Below are 14,900 nucleotides of genomic sequence, written 5' to 3'. Positions count from 1 at the left end.
TTCGGCGCCGGGTTGTGGGGCATCGGTCACTCGCCGGACTCCCGCAGGTGCCGGACCAGCACCGAGTCCGCACCGTGCTCGGTGAAGTCGGCCAGCAGCACCGCGATCGCCTCGCGCACGACGCGGCCGCGGTCCACGGCGATGCCGTGGTCCGCCCGCAACGCGAGCCGAGCCTGCTCCAAACCCAGCAACTCCTCGTCGGACACGTACACGGTGATCTTCGAATCGTGCTTGCGCCGACCCGAACCCGCCGACCGTGCCCGCCCCTGCTCCTTGACCGGGGCCGCCGGCTTCGGGTCCTCCTGCGGCGCGGAGCCCTGATCCGTCCGAGGAACAGTAGTACGGAACAGTTCCGCGGCTCCGGGCAGGGCGACCCGACGCGTCATCGAGCGATCACCTCGCGGGCCAGCGCCCGGTACGCCTGGGCACCGGCGGAACGGGGCGCCCACCTGGTGATCGGCTCGCCGGCGACCGTGGTCTCCGGGAACCGCACCGTCCGGTTGATCACCGAGTCGTAGACGACGTCGCCGAAGGCTTCCACCACGCGCTGCATGACCTCGCGGGAGTGCAGCGTGCGCGGGTCGAACATCGTCGCCAGGATGCCGCTGATCTCCAGCTTCGGGTTCAGCCGCTCGCGCACCTTCTCGATGGTGTCGATCAGCAGCGCCACCCCGCGCAGGCTGAAGAACTCGCACTCCAGCGGGATGATGACGCCATCGGCAGCGGCCAGCGCGTTCACCGTGAGCAAGCCGAGCGAGGGCTGGCAGTCCACCAGGATGTAGTCGTACTCCTCGATCGACTGCCGCAGCACGCGGTGCAGCGTCTGCTCGCGGCCGACCTCGGTGACCAGCTGCACCTCGGCGGCGGAGAGGTCGATGTTGCTGGGCAGCAGGTCCATGCCCTCGACGGTGGTGCGGCGCACCACGTCCTCGACGGTGACCCCGCGCTCCATGATGACGTTGTAGATCGTCTGCTCGAGCTGGTGCGGCTGAACGCCGAGACCGACCGAGAGCGCGCCCTGCGGGTCGAAGTCCACCAGCAGCACCCGGCGTCCGTGTTCCGCGAGCGCGGCACCGAGGTTGATCGTCGAGGTGGTCTTGCCTACGCCGCCCTTCTGGTTGCACATGGCGAGCACCGACGCGGGACCGTGCTCGTCCAGCAGCGGGGGTTCGGGGATGTGCCGGAGCGGCCGACCGGTCGGACCGAGACCGCGGGCGTCCTGGTTCTGATCGGCGTTGGCCGCAGGACCTGTGGTCTCGGGGGCGATGCTCAGGTCGACCGCGCCCCGAGGCCGCCGGGCGGCGGAAGGATGCGGCAACGACATGGCGATCTGACTCCTTCGGTACCGGTGGCGATCGATCGCAGCCTAAGTCGCTCAAACGACCTGCGGCAACGTGCCTCGCCGTCGTGTCGGTAATTGGGTCGGCGGAAGTTCGTGATGTGCGTGTGATGAAGATCTACCGCTTTCGTTGATCACGCGCATGCGCAAGCGGTGATCTCACCCCGAAAGGTGTGCGCGCGGATGTGCCGTGGCGTAGACCTCCCGAAGCGTGTTGACCGTGACCAGCGTGTACACCTGCGTCGTCGTCACCGAGGCGTGCCCCAGCAGCTCCTGCACCACGCGCACGTCCGCCCCGCCTTCGACCAGGTGCGTGGCGAAGGAATGGCGCAGCACGTGCGGCGAAACCGTTTCCGCGATTCCCGCCCGTTGCGCAGCCGTTTTCAACGCGTTCCACGCGCTCTGGCGGGAAAGTCCGGTGCCGCGCGAATTCAGGAACACCGCCGAACTGCCGCGCCCGCGCGCCACCAGCACCGGCCGCGCCCGCACCAGGTACGCCTCCAGCATCGCCAGCGCGGGACGCCCGATCGGCACGAGCCGCTGCCTGCCGCCCTTCCCGTCCAGCAGAACGGTGCGGTCGGTGCGGTCGATGTCGTCGACGTCGAGCCCGACCGCTTCGGAGATGCGCGCCCCGGTCGAGTAGAGCAGTTCCAGCAGCGCCCGGTCCCGCAGCCCGCGCGGATCGTCCCCGCCGGCGTGCTCCAGCAGCCGTCCGACGTCGTCGACCGACAGCGCCTTCGGCAGCCGCTTCGGCGGGCTCGGAGGCGCGACCTCGCGCGCCACGTCGACGGCGATCCTGCCCTCGGCGTGGGCGAACCGGTGCAGGCCGCGCGCGGCCACCAGCGCCCGCGCCGCCGACGACGACGCCAGCGGCGGTCGGCCTTCGACGCCTTCCCGGAGCTGCGCCAGGAACTCCGCCAGGTGCTCGGTGCGCACCTCGTCGAGCCCGGAAACGCCTTGCGCCACCAGGAATTCCGCGTACCGGCGCAGGTCGCGGGCGTAGGAGTCCAGCGTGCTGCGCGCGGTTCCGCGCTCGACCGCGAGGTGGTCGAGGTATTCGCCGACGGCGGTGCGCAATCCCGGCGGCAGCGACTCGAAACCCTTCACCGGGCAGCGAATCGCCGCGGCCGGTCGACCCACTCGGCGTCGGCCGGGCGGGTCTGCGCGACACCGCTGCGGGCCGCCTGGGCGGCCAGCAGACCGGCCACCGCCGGACCGTTCACGATCTCCCCCGCGAACGCCATCCGGATCGCTTCCGCCAGCGGGAACCGCTCGATGATCAGGTCCGCTTCCTCATCGCCGACGGCGTCGGGACGGGTCACCTCCGACAGGCCGGTGGCGAGGAACACGCGCACCACCTCGTCGGTGAAGCCCGGCGAGGTGGCCACGTCGACCAGCACCGACCAGTCCTCAGCGGCCAACCCCGCCTCCTCGGCGAGCTCGCGCTGCGCGGTGCGCACCGGCGGCTCACCGGCGACGTCCAGCAGACCGGCGGGAAGTTCCCACAGCCTGCGGCCGATCGGATAGCGGTACTGGTGGACCAGGACGACCCGGTCCTGCTCGTCGACCGCGGCGATGGCCACGGCGCCGTAGTGCTCGACGACCTCTCTGCGGGCGTGACCTCCGCCGGGCATGCCCACTTCGTCCGCCCGCAGCGCCAGGATCCGCCCGACGTAGACGTCTTCGCTGGCCAGCGTGGTGAACTCGTGCTCTCCGTTGGTGCGCGCGACACCGCTACCCGTGGTCTCCACGAGCACCACCCTAGAGCCGATCGCCCACCGATGAAGCGGCCCGCACCACCGTCACCGGTCGTGCGGGCCGCTCACCTGCGAGGAATCAGGCTCCGGCGGGTTCGGACTCCGGTTCCGAAGCGGCCGTCTCCAGCTCCACCGGAAGCCGCTCGGCCGCCTGGTAGTCGATGGCCGCCTTCACGAACGCCGCGAACAGCGGGTGCGGGCGGGTCGGACGGCTCTTGAGCTCCGGGTGCGCCTGCGTGCCCACGAAGAACGGGTGGATCTCGCGGTCCAGCTCGACGAACTCGACCAGGCGGTCGTCGGGCGAGGTGCCGGAGAAGACCACGCCGGCCTTGCTCAGCCGGTCCCGGTAGGAGTTGTTGACCTCGTAGCGGTGCCGGTGCCGCTCGTGGACCTCGGTCGTGCCGTAGGCCTCGGCGACGAGCGAGCCCTCGGCCAGCTTCGCCGGGTAGGAACCCAGCCGCATCGTGCCGCCCATGTCCCGGTCACCCGAGATCACGTCGTGCTGGTCGGCCATGGTGCTGATCACCGGGTGCTGGCAGGGCTCCTCGAACTCGGTGGAGTTCGCGCGCTCCAGACCTCCCAGCGACCGGGCCGTCTCGATCACCATGCACTGCAGGCCCAGGCACAACCCGAGGACCGGGATGTTGTTGGTGCGCGCGTAGCGGATGGCACCGAGCTTGCCCTCGATGCCGCGCACGCCGAACCCGCCCGGGATCAGCACGCCGTCCACGCCGGCCAGGGCCTGCGCCGCACCGGAGTCGGTCTCGCAGGTGTCCGAACCGACCCAGGAGATCTCCACCTTGGCGTGGTGGGCGAACCCGCCCGCGCGCAGGGCTTCGGTCACCGACAGGTAGGCGTCGGGCAGGTCGACGTACTTGCCGACCAGCGCGATGCGCACCCGCTCGGACGGGTTGTGCACCCGGTCCAGCAGGTCGCCCCACACCGACCAGTCGACGTCGCGGAAGGGCAGCCCGAGCCTGCGCACCATGTAGGCGTCCAGGCCCTCGCTGTGCAGCACCTTCGGGATGTCGTAGATCGACGGCGCGTCCGGGCAGGCCACCACGCCGTCGGTGTCGACGTCGCACATCAGCGCGATCTTGCGCTTGAGGTCGGAAGGCAGCTCGCGGTCGGCGCGGCAGACCAGCGCGTCGGGCTGGATGCCGATGTTGCGCAGGGCCGCCACCGAGTGCTGGGTGGGCTTGGTCTTGAGCTCGCCCGACGGCGCCAGGTACGGCACCAGCGAGACGTGCAGGAAGAAGCAGTTGTCCCGGCCCACGTCGTGGCGGACCTGGCGGCAGGCCTCCAGGAACGGCAGCGACTCGATGTCGCCGACGGTGCCACCGACCTCGGTGATCACCACGTCGGGCGTGACGCCGTTCTCGTCGGGCTCGGCCATGGCCCGGATGCGGGCCTTGATCTGGTCGGTGATGTGCGGGATGACCTGCACCGTGTCACCCAGGTACTCGCCGCGGCGCTCCTTGGCGATGACCGCGGAGTACACCTGGCCGGTGGTGACGTTGGCGTTGCGGGTCAGATCGCGGTCCAAGAACCGCTCGTAGTGACCGATGTCCAGGTCGGTCTCGGCGCCGTCCTCGGTGACGAACACCTCACCGTGCTGGAAGGGGTTCATCGTCCCCGGATCGACGTTCAGGTAGGGGTCGAGCTTCTGCATGGTCACCCGCAGGCCGCGGGAGGTGAGCAGTTCGCCCAGGCTGGACGCCGTGAGCCCCTTCCCCAACGACGAGGCAACGCCCCCCGTTACGAAAACATGCTTGATCGTGCGTGCTTGCGGCACCAACAAAAGCTCCCCGTGGTCAAGCCGTCGCCTGGCTGGATTTCTGCGCTGGCAGGACGGCTGGATCCGTCGCTCCCACGGAATTCCAGCCTAACGCACGACGGTCGGGGCCCGCACCGAGACCCGCCCTTCCTGGAAATGGCGAACCGGCCGGGTCAACCGCCATCCGGCGGTCTACCGGCCGGTCAACCGTGACGTCTCGGTGAACCGCGCACGACCAGGGGCGAACCCGCGGGTCACGAAGCGCCGCGGGTGCCCGGCACGGGTCCCTGCGCGCTGCTGGCCACACCGTAGTGCCCGGCCTGGCGGTCCGCCTGCTCGCGGGCGGCCATGACGACCGCCACGCGACCGGCACCGGTCTCCGCGTTGTCCACCGTGGAGAGGCTCGACGACATCGCCGGGTCGACGCGCGCCACGCCGACCGCGCCGCGCCCGTCGGCGGAGCCCGTCGTACCGGCCAGGACCGCGCCCTGCCCGGAGCGGTCGATCTGCGTGGCCAAGCGCGCCAGCGCCGTCGCCCGGTCCGCCGCGTTGTCGCCCTCCATGCGACCGCCGGTGAGCACCACCGCCAGCTGCGCGGGGCGCAGCCCCTCCGACGCGGTCGCGTAGCCGCCGCCGGCCAGGCCGGACAGCGCCGCCGCGCGGGCGTCATCGGCGGCTTGCGGCTGCCCGGTCTGGGGGTTGACCAGCGCCAACGGGCCGATCAGGCCACCGGCGAGGGTGCCCGGGTCCGCCGCCGTGGGCAGCTGGACCCCGGCGGGGAGCAGCTGGGTGACGACGCCGCGCAGCTGATCGGTGCGGTCCGGGTCGGTGAGCGCCTCGCCGAGGCGAACCTCACCGGTGATGTCGGCGCCGGAGTCGCGCAGCAGCTCGGTCATCGCGGCGCGGTGGCCGTCGTCGGTGTCGGCGGAGCTGATCACGACCACGCTGCGGCCGGAGAGCTGACCCCGCACGGCCATCGGCGCGATGGTCGTGTCGAACCGGTCGGCGGCGTCGGCCTGGGCCTTGAGCTGGGCGCGCTCGGCACCGAGCTCGTCGACCTGAGCGCGCAGCTCCTGCTTCTCCCCGCTCACGGCCGTCAGCAGGCCTTCGCTGACCGAGCTGGTGCCCAGCACCACGCCCACGGCCAGCGCGAGGAAGACCGCGGCGATCGAGACGATGTGGTAGCGCAGCGTGATCACGAGAACAGCCCCTTGAAGTAAGCCGACACGACACCGGCGGTGTCGGCCATCTGGCTCATGGCGGCGGCGCCGAGCCCGGACACCAGCAGCGCCACGGCGACCACCAGCAGCACCGCCAGCACCAGCAGCACCACGGCCGACATCGGCGTGCGGTTGCGCTGCAGAGCGGCGACGGCCGGGCCGTCGATGACCTTGCTGCCCAGCCGCAGCCGGGTCAGGAACGTCGACGGGTTCGAACCCGAGCGGCCGCGGTCGAGGAATTCGCTGAGCGTGGCCTGGAACCCGACGGTCACCACCAGGCTCGCCTGGTGCGCGTCCGCCAGCAGCAGCGCGAGGTCCTCCGGGTTGCCGGAGGCGGGGAAGGTCATGGCGCCCACGCCGAGGTCCTGGATGCGCTCCAGACCGGGCGCGTGCCCGTCGAGGTGCGCGGGGATGACCAGTTCGGCACCGCTGCGCAGCGTGTCGGTGCTGACGGTGTCCGGGGCGCCGACGATGACGTTCGGCTTGTAGCCGGCGCGCTGCAGGGAGTCGGCGCCGCCCTCGACGCCGATCAGCACCGGCTTGTACTCGCGGATGTAGCGCTTGAGCGCGCGCAGGTCGTCGGCGTGGCCGTACCCGGGCGCGACCACCAGCACCTGCCGGCCCTCCATGGAGCCGGACAGCTCGGGAACGCCGATGCCGTCGAGGATCAGCGTGCGCTCGGTGCGCAGGAACTCGATGGTGTTGGCGGAGAACGCTTCCAGCTGCGTGGCCATCCCGGCCTTGGCCTCGATGAGCTGGTCGGCGATGGAGTTGGCGTCCTGCTCGACGCCGCGGCCCAGCTCGCGTTCCCCGGCGAAGACACCGCCCTCGAACAGGCGGATCTTCGCGCCGTCCTTGACCTGGTTGAGGATGTCGCTGCCGATGCCGTCGACGAGCGCGATCCCGGCGGCGAGCAGCACCTCGGGACCGAGGTTCGGGTAGCGCCCGGAGATCGACGGGGCGGCGTTGACCACACCGATCACCCCGGCCGCGACCAGTGCCTCGGCGCTGCGGCGGTCCAGGTCGGCGTGGTCGATCACCGCGATGTCACCGGCGCGGACCCGGCGCGGCAGATCACCGGAGCGGCGTTCCACCCTGGCGATCCCGGCGAGACCGGGCAGGTCCTCCTGCTGTCGAGTCAGCAGTCCGCTGATTTTCATACGCCGATGGTGACAAACCCATCACCGATCGTGGCCGCGCCACGCCGAAACCACTGCGCCATATACCGCAACACGCAATGGACTAACCAGCCCAGTCATCCAGGAGCAGCCCACCCGTCAGGCAAGCGCCGAAGGCGCTTTCTCCGTGCCCCACCCGAGCAACCGGCACCGCCGCGGGTTCTCAGACGTCTTCTGGCGAGGACAGCCGTAGCGCCGTGTATTTGGCGTACATCAGTCTCGGATCCCGGAGCCGGAAGGCGTCTGAGGTTCCGCTACCCGCACCGCTGAGCACGAGGACCACAGAGCCCTAGGACTTCTTCTTGGCGGTCTTGGCCTTTCGGCCGAACTTCTCTTGGGTGAGCTTGTACGTGTTCGCGGTCTCGAGCAGCTCCTCGGCGTGCGCGCGCCCGGTCTCGGTCGACTCCATGCCCGCGAGCATGCGCGCGAGCTCCACCACCCGGCGCTCGTCGGCGACCAGCCGCACGTCGCTCTTGGTGAGACCGCCGTCGACCTGGCCTTTGTCGACCACCAGGTGCCGGTCGGCGAACGCCGCGACCTGCGGGAGGTGGGTGACCACGATGACCTGGTGGGTGCGCGCGAGCCGGGCCAGCCGACGCCCGATCTCCACCGCCGCACGGCCGCCGACGCCGGCGTCGACCTCGTCGAAGACGAGCGTGGGCACGGTGTCCGCGTCGGCGAGCACGACCTCCAGCGCCAGCATGACGCGGGAGAGCTCACCGCCCGAGGCGCCCTTGTGGATCGGCAGCGCGGGCGCACCGGAGTGCGCGATGAGCTGGAGCTCGACCTCGTCGACGCCTTCCGGCCCGGCGTGCAGCCTGCGGTCGTCGACCGGGATCCCGTTCGGGTCGCCGTCCTCGGCTTCCTTGGCGTGCACCAGGACCTGCAACTTGGCCTGCGCCATCGCCAGTCCGGACAGCTCCTCGGAGACCGCGTCGGCCAGGCGCACGGCCGCTTCGGCGCGGGCGGCGCTGAGCACCTTGGCGTGCTCGGCGAGTTCCACCGCGAGCTCGTCGCGGCGGGCCGCCAGCGCGGCCAGCGCCTCTTCGGAGGTGTCCATCCCGGACAGCCGGGAGCGGGCGTCCTCCGCCCAGGCCAGCACTCCGTCGACGTCCGCGGCGTACTTCTTGGTGAGCTGCTTGAGCTCGGCCTGGCGGGCCAGCACCTGCTCCAGGCGGGCCGGGTCGGCGTCGAGCTTGTCCAGGTAGGCGCCCAGTTCGCCGCCCACGTCGGAGAGCACCGCGACGGCCTCGGCCACGCGCGGTTCGAGTTCCCGCAGCGCCGGGTCCTCCGAGGAGGACAGCCGCCGGGCGGCCTCCCCGATCAGCCCGATCGCGCCCGGAGCCTCCGGGTCGGCGTCAGCGGAACCGGACAGCGCGTGCTGCGCGCCCGCGGCGATCTCCCGCAGCTGGTCCACGTCGGCGAGTCGCCGCGCCTCGTCGACCAGCGAAACGTCCTCGCCCGCTTCGGGGTTGACGGCTTCGATCTCGGCCAGCCCGTGGCGCAGCAGGTCGGCTTCGCGGGACAGCTCGCGGGACCGCTCGGTGCGCTCGGTGAGCTCGCCCACCACCTCGGCCCACTCGGTGCGGACCCGCTGGTAGTCGGCCAGGACGTGCAGCACCGGTTCACCGGCGAAGCGGTCGAGCACCGCGCGCTGCTCGCCGGGGCGCAGCAGCCGCAGCTGGTCGTTCTGCCCGTGCACCGCGAGCACCTGCTCGGAGAGCTCCGAGAGCACGCCGTTGGGCACCGAACGCCCGCCCAGGTGCGCCCGCGAACGCCCGTCGGAGGTCACCGTGCGCAGCGCGATCAGGCTTCCGTCGTCGTCGGGTTCGGCACCGGCGTCGCCGGCGACCTTCGCCGCCGGTGAGTCCGGGGTGGTCGCGAAACGGCCCTCCACGACGGCACGCTGCGCACCGGACCGGACCCGCGAGGCGTCGGCCCTGCCGCCGCTGAGCAGATGGAGTCCCGTGACCACCATCGTCTTGCCCGCGCCCGTCTCACCCGTGACCACGGTCAGGCCGGCGTGCAGTGCGAGCGTGGCGTCGTCGATGACGCCCAGTCCCTGGATACGCATCTCCGCCAACACACTCAGCACCCTATCGGCACTGAGCCCCGGAGAACGCCCCACTGCGGTGATCGCCACCGAAATCGTTAGACACTGTGTTCGATCTGTTCGGCGGGCGGTCGCTACTTGGCAGGTCCGCGCCATCCCTGGACGGGAAGCTCGAACTTCCGGACCAGCCGATCGGTGAACGACGTGTCGTGCAGGCGCACCAGGCGGATCGGCGTGGAACCGCCGACGACCTCCACGCGCGCACCCGGCGGCAGGTCGAACTGCCGCTGACCGTCGCAGCACAGCACCGCGTGGTGCCCGTGCTGGTCGATCTCCATCGCCACCAGGGAATCCCGCGACACCACCAGCGGTCCCGCGAACAGCGCGTGCGCGTTGCTCGGCACGACCAGCAGCGCCTGGACGTCCGGCCACACCACCGGTCCGCCCGCGGAGAACGCGTAGGCCGTGGAACCGGTCGGGGTCGAGCACAGCACGCCGTCGCAGCCGAACGCCGACACCGGGTGGCCGTCGACCTCGACGACCACGTCCAGGATCCGCTCCCGGCTGCTCTTCTCCACGCTGGCCTCGTTGAGCGCCCAGGTGGCGGCGACCTGGTCACCGTTGAGCGTCGCGGTGACCTCCAGGGTCATCCGCTCCTCGACGTGGTAGCGGGATTCGACGACGGCGGCGATCGCCTCGTCGAGGGCGTCGGAATCGGCACCGGCCAGGAACCCGACCCTGCCCAGGTTGACCCCGAACAGCGGCACCCCGGCGGGTCTGGCGAGTTCGGCGGCGCGCAGCAGCGTGCCGTCACCGCCGAGCACGAGCACGAGCTCGGTGCCGACGGCGGGGTTCTCGTCCGGTCTCGCGACCTCGCACGCGGAATCCCGCAGCTCATCGGCTTCGCCGGCGAGCGCCCGGACCTCGATCCCCGCGTCGAGCAGACGACCGGCGACCTTCTCCGCTGTGCGCAGGTTCTGCTCCCTGCCGGTGTGGACCACCAGCAGCACCCGTCGGGTCAACTCCCACTCCCTTGCCGGGATGAATTCCTGGTCGAAGTCTGCGGTCCGCGCTCGACCGCGTCCGCCACCATGCTGCTGGCGCGGTCGTGGTCCGCTTCGGCGCCCGGCCGCAGCCAGACGAAGAACTCGACGTTCCCGGACGGGCCCGGAAGCGGGCTGGCGACGACGTCGCGCAGGCCCAATCCGTGCTCGGCGGCGAAGTCGACCACTTCCAGCACCGCTTCGGCGCGCAGCTGCGGATCGCGCACCACGCCACCCGAGCCTAGCCGTTGTTTGCCCACTTCGAACTGCGGTTTGACCATCAGGGCGAGATCAGCCGTCTCGGTGGCGCAGGCGACCAGCGCCGGCAGCACGAGCTTCAGCGAGATGAACGACAGGTCGGCGACCACCAGGTCCACCTGACCGCCGATGTCCTCGGGCGTCAGCGACCGCACGTTGGTGCGGTCGTGGATGTGCACCCGCTCGTCGGTCTGCAACTTCCACACCAGCTGGCCGTAGCCGACGTCGACCGCGACGACCTCGCGGGCCTCGCGCCGCAGCAGCACGTCGGTGAACCCACCGGTGGAAGCACCCGCGTCCAGGCAGCGCTTGCCCGCCACCGACAGCCCGCCGGGCTCGAACGCCTCCAGCGCGCCGACCAGCTTGTGGGCACCGCGCGAAGCCCAGCCCGGGTCGTCGACGTCGTCGGTGACCAGCACCGGTGCGTCGATCTCCACGGCGGTGGCGGCCTTGCGCGCGATCATGCCGCGCACGCTCACCCGGCCTGCGGCGACCAGTTCTCCAGCGTGTTCCCGGGATCGGGCCAGCCCGCGCCGAACCAGTTCGGCGTCCAGGCGCGCCTTGCGAGGCACTTCGTCAACTCCGAGGGGTGTTCTGGGACTGCAGGTGGTCGGCCTTCGACAACGCCTCGGTCAACGAGCTGTGCACGTTCTCGAAGCGCTGCACGTGCTCGGCGACCGGCTGGTCGCGCACCTCGTCGAGCTCGGTCATCGCCGCGGAGATCGCGTCGATCGCCGACTGCCCGTCGTCGGCCTGACGCGCCAGCATCGCCGGGTTGGGCGCCTGCTGCTGCCACGGAGAGGTCATGGGCGGGTACTCCCCTCGATCACCGGTGGGCGCGAGCGTTGCGCGACACCACCTTCACGCTAGCCGACAGATCGGCGCCGCTCCCGTCAGGTCAGTCGATGTCCAGCGCTCGCAGCGCCGCACGGGCCGCGTCGTCGCTGCCCTCGACCTGCACCGGGCCGGAACCCGCCGACCACCACGCCGCGCACAGCGCGCGCAGCGCACCGAGCTCGTCGCCCTCGCCTCGCGAGGCCAGTTCGAGCCGGTCGCCGACCGTCACCGACCACGCCGGCTGCGCGGCGATGGCGACCTCGGACTGGGACGAGAACAGGCCGCGCAGATCGGCGGCGACGCTGCTCGGCCGCTCACCGGGAGCCGCCTCCAGCAGGTGGCGAGGCGTGTTGACGCCGGTGAGCACCATCAGCGAGGGCATGCCGGCCTTCACCGCGCCGGCGATGTCGGTGTCCAGCCGGTCCCCGACCATCAGCGGCCGGTCGGCTCCGGCCGAGGAGACCGCGCGGTCGAGCAGCGGGCGCTCCGGTTTGCCCGCGACCAGCGGGTCCTGGTCGGTGGCCGCGCGCAGCAGCTCGACCAGGGCGCCGTTGCCGGGCATCAGCCCGCGTTCGGTGGGCAGCGTGCGGTCGGCGTTGCACGCCACCCACAGCGCACCGTCGCGGATCGCCAGGCACGCCTCGGCGAAGTCGCGGTAGCCCAGTTCCGTGGACAGGCCCTGCACCACCGCGACCGGCTCGTCGGCGAACTCGCTGACCGGCACCAGGCCGAGCCGGTCCACTTCGGACTCCAGCGCCGCGGAACCGACGACCAGCACCCGGGAACCGGCGGGCAGCTTCTCGGCGAGCACCGCCGCACCCGCCTGGGCGCTGGTGCTCACCTCGCTGCGCTCGGCCTTCAGCCCGAGCCCGACCAGGTGGTCGACGACCGCCTGATCGGGCTTGGAAGCGTTGTTGGTGACGTAGCGGACCGGCACGCCGCGGGCGTGCACCTGCTGGATCGCTTCCAGCGCGCCGGGAACCAGTTCCCCGCCCCGGTACACCGTGCCGTCCAGGTCGAACAGCACGACGTCGTGATCGTCGAGCAGCATGCCGCTCACCGCGTCCGCGATCCTCCTTCGGCCGCGGGCTCGGCGCTGCCGCCGTCCTCGTCGGCCTTCGCGTCGTCCGCCTCGTCGACGTCCTCATCGAGGTCGCCTTCCTCGGCGTCGTCCTCGTCCTCGTCCTCGTCGAGGTCGTCGGCGTCGCCGTCGAGGTCGTCTCCGTCGGCGTCGTCCTCATCGAGGTCATCGTCGTCGTCGATCCCCGCTGCGGCCTCGGCCTCGTTGACCAGCTCCTCGACGACCTCCGGGCCACCGAGCTGCACCGCGAGCTCCTCGAGGCGCTCGGGAGCGTCGGTCTCCTCCTCGTCGTCGGCGTGCGCCGCGTGGACGAACCAGGTGAAGGCGTCCCGCTCACGACCGGCGGCCAGGAGGTTGTCGGCGTAGGCGTAGAACAGCCGGGCGCTCCACGGCTCCTGGATCTTCGGGTCCAGCTCCGGGATCTGCAGGCTGACCACGGACGCCTCGATCTCGTCGAGGTCGCGCCGCGCGCCGGCCGCGACGATCCGCAGCTCGATCTCGTCCTCCTTGTCGAGCTGCAACGCCTCCTCGCTGCGCACCAGCTCGATCGCCCGCTCCGGACGTCCCATCGCCCGCTCGCAGTCGGCCATGATCGCCAGGTGGCCCGGGCCGCCGCCCATCCGCCGCGCAGCGCGCAGCTCGGACAGCGCCTCGTTCCACTCGCCCGTCAGGTAGGCGGTGAGACCGTTGGCCTCGCGCACCGACGGGGTTCGCGACGCCTTCTGCCGCGCGAAGCGGGCGTGCGCCAGAGCGCGCTCGGGGTCCTCGTCGATCAGCTGACCGGCTGCGACCAGGTGCTGCGCGACCTTGTCGGCAGCGCCCTTCGGCAGCGACAGCAGCTCGCGGCGGACCTCCGGGTCCAGCTCCGACGGGTCGACACCGCTCTCGGGGAGCTCCGGCTCGACGGGCTTCGGCGCGTCGTCGTCCTTGCGCTCCGGCCTGCGGTCTCCGTCGCGCTTGAAGCCGCCGTCGTCCTTGCGGAAGCCGTCCTTCTTCTTGAAGTCGTCGCGCCGGCCACCGCGGTCATCGCGGCGCGGGCGGTCATCGCGCTTGAAGCCGCCGCGGTTGTCGCGGTCGTCCCGACGCGGACGGTCATCCCGATTCCGGTCGTCACGACGGGGGCGATCGTCGCGGTTGAAGCTCCCGCGGTTGTCCCGGTCATCACGACGAGGACGGTCGTCCCGCTTGAAACCGCCCCGGTCGTCCCGACGCGGACGGTCATCGCGGTTGCGGTCGTTGCGGTACCCACCGCGGTCGCCGGCCCGGTTGTCCCGGCCACGGTCATCCCGGTTGAAACCGCCACCACGGTTGTCCCGACGATCATCACGACGGTCGTCACGCCGGAAACCATCGCGGCCACCCCGGTCATCACGGCGGGGGCGGTCGTCGCGGTTGAAGCTTCCGCGGTTGTCCCGGTCATCACGACGCGGGCGATCGTCACGCTTGACGCCACCGCGGTCATCGCGGTTGCGGTCGTTGCGGTACCCACCGCGGTCGCCGGCCCGGTTGTCCCGGCCACGGTCATCCCGGTTGAAACCGCCACCACGGTTGTCCCGACGATCATCACGGCGATCGTCGCGCCGGAAGTCGTCACGACGCGGACGATCGTCACGGCGGGCGCCACCGCGGTCGTCCCGGTTGCGGTCGTCGCGCGGGCCCCGGCGGTCGTTGTCGTTGAACCGGTCGCGGTTGTTGCGGAATCCGCCGCGGTCATCACGCGGACCCCGGTTGTCCCGGTCACCCCGGTTACCACCGCGATCGTTGCGGTCGTTGCGGAAACCACCCCGGTCATCCCGGTTGCGGTCGCTGCGGTAGCCGCCGCGCTCGCCGCCCCGGTTGTCCCGGTCGTTGAAGCGACGCTGACCACCATCGTTGTCGCGGCGCGGGCCACCGTACGAACCGCGGCCCTGCGAGTTGCCGCCTGGCTTGCGGTCGTAGTTGCCGCGGCCGCCCTGGCCGCTGCGGCCGGCACCGGCCCCGCGGCGGGGACCGCCGCGCTTGTCGTCGGAACCGGACACCGAACCTCCTGAAGAAGAAAAGCCAAAAAATCTTACCAAGGTAGTAGCCCTGGCTTAGCGCGCCCGTCATCGCGGGGTCTTGATCGACCACCTGCGCCCGTGCTGTCATCCAAGCCCCGAGCGGGACTGAACAGCCACGACCGAACCGCCTTCTACAAATCGTACAGCTCGTCAACACGCTGCGACCGGCCGGGACCACGGCCGGAGACCACGACGAAAAAGCGGGGCCGGTTGATCCTGCTCGGATCAACCGGCCCCGCTCATAAGGATTGTGTCGGCGGTGTCTTACTCTCCCACACCCTAGCGAGTGCAGTACCATCAGCGCTGGGGAGCTTAGCT

At 71.3% G+C, this 14,900-nt stretch carries 14 protein-coding genes; 1 reads left to right on the top strand and 13 read right to left on the bottom strand.

Annotated elements, in window-relative coordinates; translation table 11 throughout:
* Positions 1-26: 26 nt before the first annotated feature.
* The 13 genes from KBO27_RS26830 to KBO27_RS26770 all read right to left on the bottom strand — a co-directional run bounded on the left by KBO27_RS26830 (position 27) and on the right by KBO27_RS26770 (position 13,244).
* Complete coding sequence (locus KBO27_RS26830; RefSeq protein WP_132675727.1) at positions 27-386, bottom strand: hypothetical protein; 360 nt, start codon at positions 384-386, stop codon at positions 27-29.
* Positions 383-1,324 (bottom strand): ParA family protein, encoded by a 942-nt coding sequence (locus tag KBO27_RS26825; RefSeq protein ID WP_132675729.1) that lies wholly within the window; start codon positions 1,322-1,324, stop codon positions 383-385. Before KBO27_RS26825 ends, KBO27_RS26830 begins: the two co-directional genes overlap by 4 nt.
* 174 nt (positions 1,325-1,498) lie before the next feature.
* Positions 1,499-2,446: a site-specific tyrosine recombinase XerD gene (xerD, locus tag KBO27_RS26820; RefSeq protein ID WP_210972640.1), complete on the bottom strand. Its 948-nt coding sequence runs from the start codon at positions 2,444-2,446 to the stop codon at positions 1,499-1,501.
* Complete coding sequence (locus KBO27_RS26815) at positions 2,443-3,090, bottom strand: NUDIX domain-containing protein (RefSeq protein WP_372448885.1); 648 nt, start codon at positions 3,088-3,090, stop codon at positions 2,443-2,445. Before KBO27_RS26815 ends, xerD begins: the two co-directional genes overlap by 4 nt.
* A gap of 85 nt (positions 3,091-3,175) precedes the next feature.
* On the bottom strand, positions 3,176-4,891 hold the full coding sequence (gene pyrG, locus KBO27_RS26810) for a CTP synthase (RefSeq protein ID WP_372448884.1): 1,716 nt from the start codon (positions 4,889-4,891) through the stop codon (positions 3,176-3,178).
* 236 nt (positions 4,892-5,127) lie between these two features.
* Complete coding sequence (locus tag KBO27_RS26805; RefSeq protein WP_210972637.1) at positions 5,128-6,072, bottom strand: copper transporter; 945 nt, start codon at positions 6,070-6,072, stop codon at positions 5,128-5,130.
* Positions 6,069-7,253, bottom strand: a complete 1,185-nt coding sequence (gene steA / locus KBO27_RS26800; protein ID WP_210972636.1) for a putative cytokinetic ring protein SteA — start codon at positions 7,251-7,253, stop codon at positions 6,069-6,071. Before steA ends, KBO27_RS26805 begins: the two co-directional genes overlap by 4 nt.
* Before the next feature lie 307 nt (positions 7,254-7,560).
* Positions 7,561-9,357: a DNA repair protein RecN gene (gene recN / locus KBO27_RS26795; protein ID WP_210972635.1), complete on the bottom strand. Its 1,797-nt coding sequence runs from the start codon at positions 9,355-9,357 to the stop codon at positions 7,561-7,563.
* 101 nt (positions 9,358-9,458) lie between these two features.
* Positions 9,459-10,346, bottom strand: coding sequence for an NAD kinase (locus KBO27_RS26790; protein WP_132675740.1), 888 nt, complete (start codon positions 10,344-10,346; stop codon positions 9,459-9,461).
* Positions 10,343-11,197, bottom strand: a complete 855-nt coding sequence (locus KBO27_RS26785) for a TlyA family RNA methyltransferase (protein WP_210972634.1) — start codon at positions 11,195-11,197, stop codon at positions 10,343-10,345. The genes KBO27_RS26790 and KBO27_RS26785 overlap by 4 nt, the downstream gene beginning before the upstream one ends.
* Before the next feature lie 4 nt (positions 11,198-11,201).
* On the bottom strand, positions 11,202-11,432 hold the full coding sequence (locus tag KBO27_RS26780) for a hypothetical protein (protein ID WP_207918964.1): 231 nt from the start codon (positions 11,430-11,432) through the stop codon (positions 11,202-11,204).
* 91 nt (positions 11,433-11,523) lie between these two features.
* Positions 11,524-12,522 (bottom strand): HAD-IIA family hydrolase, encoded by a 999-nt coding sequence (locus tag KBO27_RS26775; RefSeq protein WP_210972633.1) that lies wholly within the window; start codon positions 12,520-12,522, stop codon positions 11,524-11,526.
* On the bottom strand, positions 12,519-13,244 hold the full coding sequence (locus KBO27_RS26770; RefSeq protein ID WP_307870635.1) for a tetratricopeptide repeat protein: 726 nt from the start codon (positions 13,242-13,244) through the stop codon (positions 12,519-12,521). The genes KBO27_RS26775 and KBO27_RS26770 overlap by 4 nt, the downstream gene beginning before the upstream one ends.
* 39 nt (positions 13,245-13,283) lie before the next feature.
* On the opposite strand from KBO27_RS26770, the gene KBO27_RS33980 reads away from it, so the two are divergent.
* A complete protein-coding gene (locus KBO27_RS33980) occupies positions 13,284-14,573 on the top strand; it encodes a hypothetical protein (RefSeq protein ID WP_246538131.1) in 1,290 nt (429 codons plus the stop codon).
* Positions 14,574-14,900 lie beyond the last annotated feature (327 nt).

Source organism: Saccharopolyspora endophytica (assembly GCF_018070075.1).
GTDB classification, from domain to species: domain Bacteria; phylum Actinomycetota; class Actinomycetes; order Mycobacteriales; family Pseudonocardiaceae; genus Saccharopolyspora; species Saccharopolyspora endophytica.
The sequence above is the reverse complement of the archived record's forward strand: the minus strand, read 5'-3'. Positions and strand labels throughout refer to the sequence as shown.

Excerpts from the sequence above, each read along its gene's own strand:
- KBO27_RS26830 (WP_132675727.1), bottom strand. The coding sequence starts at position 386 with ATGACGCGTCGGGTCGCCCTGCCCGGAGCCGCGGAACTGTTCCGTACT.
- KBO27_RS26825 (WP_132675729.1), bottom strand. The coding sequence starts at position 1,324 with ATGTCGTTGCCGCATCCTTCCGCCGCCCGGCGGCCTCGGGGCGCGGTC.
- steA (WP_210972636.1), bottom strand. The coding sequence starts at position 7,253 with ATGAAAATCAGCGGACTGCTGACTCGACAGCAGGAGGACCTGCCCGGT.
- KBO27_RS26780 (WP_207918964.1), bottom strand. The coding sequence starts at position 11,432 with ATGACCTCTCCGTGGCAGCAGCAGGCGCCCAACCCGGCGATGCTGGCG.